We start from the raw sequence: 4,271 nt of genomic DNA, 5'->3' as shown, positions 1-4,271 counted from the left end.
GTCCAATAGGGGCATGGCTGGCGCTAGGTCCTTTCCCGCAACGGCCCTCCTCTGCGGCGAGGGAAGCCCGATCTGTTGCTGGTAACTATAGCCCATCCGCCTCCGCTGGCTGTGCCCCTTAGGTGGTATCGACAGAAACCGCGCTAATTTGGGAGTTTAAGGGCAAGGAAACGAGACGCGGTTCGTTGATAGGCCGAGGCGCAGATTTCCTGGAAACATAGGGAGCTGAAGATGACCCACTCGCGAAAACGCCCGAATACTCCGCAATTTCATCTGCCGCGCCGGTCCTTCCTGGCGGGCAGCTGCGCCTTTGCCGCGATGGCGGCGGCGCCGGGTCCGGCGGCCTGGGCGGCGGGCGTTGCCACGCCTCCCGGACTGGGTGCCCGCGACCCCAAAACCTTGGTGGTGCTGGTGGATGCAACGGTCGAAAACCTCGATCCGGCCACCAATATCGAATGGGCCTACGGTCTGCGCCCGGTCTATGAGACGCTGACTGTGCTGGACGGCACCAACACGCTGAAGGCGGCACCGGCGCTGGCCACATCCTGGGAAGCCAGCGAAGACGCAAGCAGCTGGACGTTCACTCTGGCGGAAGGGCTCATGTTCCATGACGGCACCCCCTGCGATGCCGCGGCGGTGAAGAAGGCAATCACCCGCCTGATCCTTCACCCTGCGGGATTGGCCGGAACCTGGCAGCTGGACGATCCGGACAGCCAGATCGCGGTCTTGGACGCAAAGACCATCCGCTTTGACCTGGGCGAGCCGCGCCCGTTCTTTGACCGCCAGGTGTCCTCGCAATACGGGTTCTGGATCGCCAGCCCGGCAGCGGCCGAGGCGCATTCCAAGGGCGATGACGACATGGGGTCGGAATACCTGCAGGCCAATCCGGTGGGCACTGGGCCTTACCGGCTGGAAAGCCTCAATCCGGGCCAGGATGCTACCTTTGCCGCCAACGCCGGTTTCCGCGGCGGCTGGGAGCATCCGCATTTCAACCGGGTGATCACCAAGACCATTCCGGTCTCCGCCACCCGCCGCCAGCTGCTGGAAACCGGCGAGGCTGATATGACCCTGGCGATGGAGCCGGAGGATATGGTGGTTTTGCGCGATGATCCGCGCTTCTCCCTGGCCGATACGCCGACCTTCACCGTGCAATATGTGGCCTTTGCCACAGACGGGAAACTGGCCGACCCGCGCGCCCGCCAGGCGCTCTGCCACGCATTTGACCATGACATCTATATCGAGGAAGTGGCGCTTGGCACCGCGGACAAGCCCACCTCGGTCTTCCCCTCGCTGATGCAGGGCATGGACGGCAAAGACCGGCTGCTGCCCTTTGACCTGGACAGGGCCCGTGCCCTGCTGGCCGAGGCCGGGATCGCCGAAGGCACCGAGCTGACGATGGCCTATTACTCCGGCTTTGGCGACATCGAAGGCCAGCTGCTGCAGGCCTGGCTGTCGGAGATCGGGATCAGCCTCAAACTTCAGGAAATGTCCTTCTCCGCCTACCTCGACGTATTCTTTGGCGAAGGCACCGCCGAGGAGCGCCCCGATCTGTTCTATTTCTCCTGGTGGCCCAATGTGGATCATCCCTACAGCTTTGCCTGGGGGCTGTTCAGCGGAGATGCGGCCACATTTGACGGCAATACCGGACGTTATGCCAACGCCGAGGCGACAGCGCTGATCGACGAGCTGCGCAATCAGGTGATGAATGAGGAAACGGCGGCCAAGTTCCAGCGCCTTGCCGGTATTCTGACAAATGAAGACCCAGCCTGGCTGCCGATCCTGCAGGAGCGCGCTCAGTTCGTGTCGCGAAACGATATAGCGGGGTTGGAGAACAACCCGATCTATGTGGCAACGCTTGATATGTACAACTTGTCGCGCAAGTCTTGAGGGCTGTCTGAATGCTGCGCTTCATTCTCAGACGTGCCACCGCCACCCTGGTGCTGCTGGCCGGTGTCGTGCTGATGACCTTCGCGCTCGCCCGGCTGCTGCCGGGAGACCCCGCGCGCCTGATCGCCGGAGCCCGTGCCAATGCTGAGGCGGTGGCTGCGGTGCGCGAGCGGCTTGGTCTGGATGATCCGGTTTTCACGCAATTCACGGCCTATGCGGCCAATGTCCTGCAGGGTGATTTCGGGCGCTCGGTCGTGACCCGGCGGCCTATTTCCGAGGATATTCTGACCTTCTTCCCGGCAACGCTGGAACTGGTCCTTGCAGCGGGGCTGATCTCGCTGCTGCTGGGGGTGCTGCTGGGCACCCTGGCGGCGGTCAAAAGCGGCCGCCCTGCAGATGCAGGCGTGCGCAGCGTTGCAGTACTGGGCCTGTCTGTGCCCGATTTCTGGATTGCGCTTGTCTTCCAGCTGATCTTCTTTGCCACCCTGGGGCTGGTGCCATTCGGCGGGCGGCTTGGCACCGGGATCACAGCACCCGATTTCGTGACCGGCTTCATGACTATCGACAGCCTGATTGCAGGGCGGTTCGACCTGTTCGCAGACGCGCTGCACCATATGATCCTGCCGGTTGCGGTGCTGGCAATCCCGTCGATGGCGATCACCATCCGGGTGGTGCGGACCTCGCTGCTGGAGGTGCTGTCTCAGGATTTCATCCGCACCGCGCGCTCTAAGGGGATCTCGCCGGCCCGGGTCTATTTCAAACATGCGCTTGGCAATGCCCTGCTGCCCATCGTCACCATCTTCGGCCTGAACACTGGCCTGCTGATTTCCGGCGCGGTCTTCATCGAGCTGATCTTCGACTGGCCGGGGCTCGGCCGCTACACGGCAAACGCCATCTCGGCCTCCGACTACAACGCTATCATGGCCATCACCCTTGTGGTGTCGGTGGCCTACACGCTGATCAATTTCCTTGTTGATCTGAGCTATTCCTTCCTCGACCCGCGGGTGGATCTGACATGAGCGCCGAAACCTCCTTGCCCCGGTCCCGTGCCCGCCTGCCAAAATCCCTTGGCCGCATCATCCACCCGGTTGCCAGCTTTGCCGGCTCTTCAGGCCAGGCTGTTCTGGCGGTGGCAATTGTCACCTTGGTGGTGATGGTCTCCCTCCTGGCCTTCGGGGCCTATGTGATGGACACGCATTTCACCGCCTTTGACCCGCTCAAGATGAACATCCGGGCGCGGCTTGAGCCGCCCTCGGCAGAACACTGGATGGGCACCGACAAGATCGGCCGGGACATGCTGGCGCGTGTGGTGGCCGGTTCCTGGATTTCTTTGTCGGTGTCATTTGCCGTGCTGGCCGTCGCCGCCGTCATCGGCACCAGCTTCGGGCTGATCGCGGGGTATGCGGGCGGGCTGGCGGATGAGATCCTGATGCGCATCACCGACCTGTTCCTGGCTTTCCCGGCACTGATTCTGGCCGCAGCGATTGCCGCCAGCTTTGGCGGCGGGATGCTCTCGACAACCATCGCTTTGGCCGCGGTGTTCTGGCCCTGGTACGCCCGGCTGATCCGCAGCCGCATCCTGTCACTGAAAGAGCAGGAGTTCATCGCCGCCGCCCGCTGCATGGGCGCCTCGCATCTGCGGCTGATCTTCTCGGACCTGCTGCCGATGGTCTGGCCGCTGGTAATCGTTCAGGCCACCACCGACGTCGGCTTTGTGATCCTGGCTGCGTCGGGGTTGTCCTTCCTCGGGCTGGGGGCACAGCCGCCAACACCGGAATGGGGCGCGATGATCTTTGACAGTCTCACCCATCAGCCGGCCTCCTGGTGGCTGGCGGTGTTCCCCGGCGGCGCAATTGCCCTGGTCGCAATCGGCTTCAACCTGCTGGGCGACAGCCTGCGCGACCACCTTGACCCCTCGCTCGGCGCTTCTGAGGCCGGCATTTGAACAAGGAACTCCTGATATGAACCGACGAAACTTTCTCGCCTCCGGGGCGGCGGCGCTCTCTGGCGTGCTGACAGCAGGCCCTGCAGCGGCTGACCGGTCTGTGAACTACGCTCAGATCGGGGCCGAACTCATTCCGGGCAGCGCAGCCGCGGACGGCTTTGCCTTTCCAGCAGAATGGGCCCGGCATGAGCGCACGCTGATGCAATTCCCGCCGCCGCAGAACTGGTACCCCAACCAGCTGAATGCCGCGCGCAAAGAATGGGCGGATGTGGCCAATACTGTGGCGGAGTATGAGCCCGTCACCATGGCAGTGCGGCGGCGCGACATGGCGGCGGCAAGGAAACTGCTGTCCTCGGAGATCACGCTGATCGAAATGCCGCTGAACGATTCCTGGTCGCGCGACAGCGGGCCGATGATCGTGCAGAACGCGCAAGGCGCG

At 63.3% G+C, this 4,271-nt stretch carries 4 protein-coding genes; all 4 read left to right on the top strand.

The genetic code is table 11. The annotated features are described in order from the left end of the window. The first annotated feature begins 231 nt into the window (after window positions 1-231). A complete protein-coding gene (locus A2I95_RS26640; protein ID WP_291734766.1) occupies window positions 232-1,887 on the top strand; it encodes an ABC transporter substrate-binding protein in 1,656 nt (551 codons plus the stop codon). 11 nt (window positions 1,888-1,898) lie between these two features. Next, window positions 1,899-2,906: an ABC transporter permease gene (locus A2I95_RS26635; RefSeq protein ID WP_291734764.1), complete on the top strand. Its 1,008-nt coding sequence runs from the start codon at window positions 1,899-1,901 to the stop codon at window positions 2,904-2,906. Continuing rightward, the gene (locus A2I95_RS26630) at window positions 2,903-3,832 is read left to right on the top strand and encodes an ABC transporter permease (RefSeq protein WP_291734762.1); all 930 of its coding nucleotides are present in this window, start codon (window positions 2,903-2,905) and stop codon (window positions 3,830-3,832) included. The genes A2I95_RS26635 and A2I95_RS26630 overlap by 4 nt, the downstream gene beginning before the upstream one ends. Before the next feature lie 16 nt (window positions 3,833-3,848). Then, a partial coding sequence (locus tag A2I95_RS26625; RefSeq protein ID WP_291734760.1) for an agmatine deiminase family protein occupies window positions 3,849-4,271 on the top strand: 423 nt, incomplete at its 3' end.

Source organism: Leisingera sp. F5, from assembly GCF_001593695.1.
This window is presented reverse-complemented; position numbering and strand designations above follow the sequence as displayed.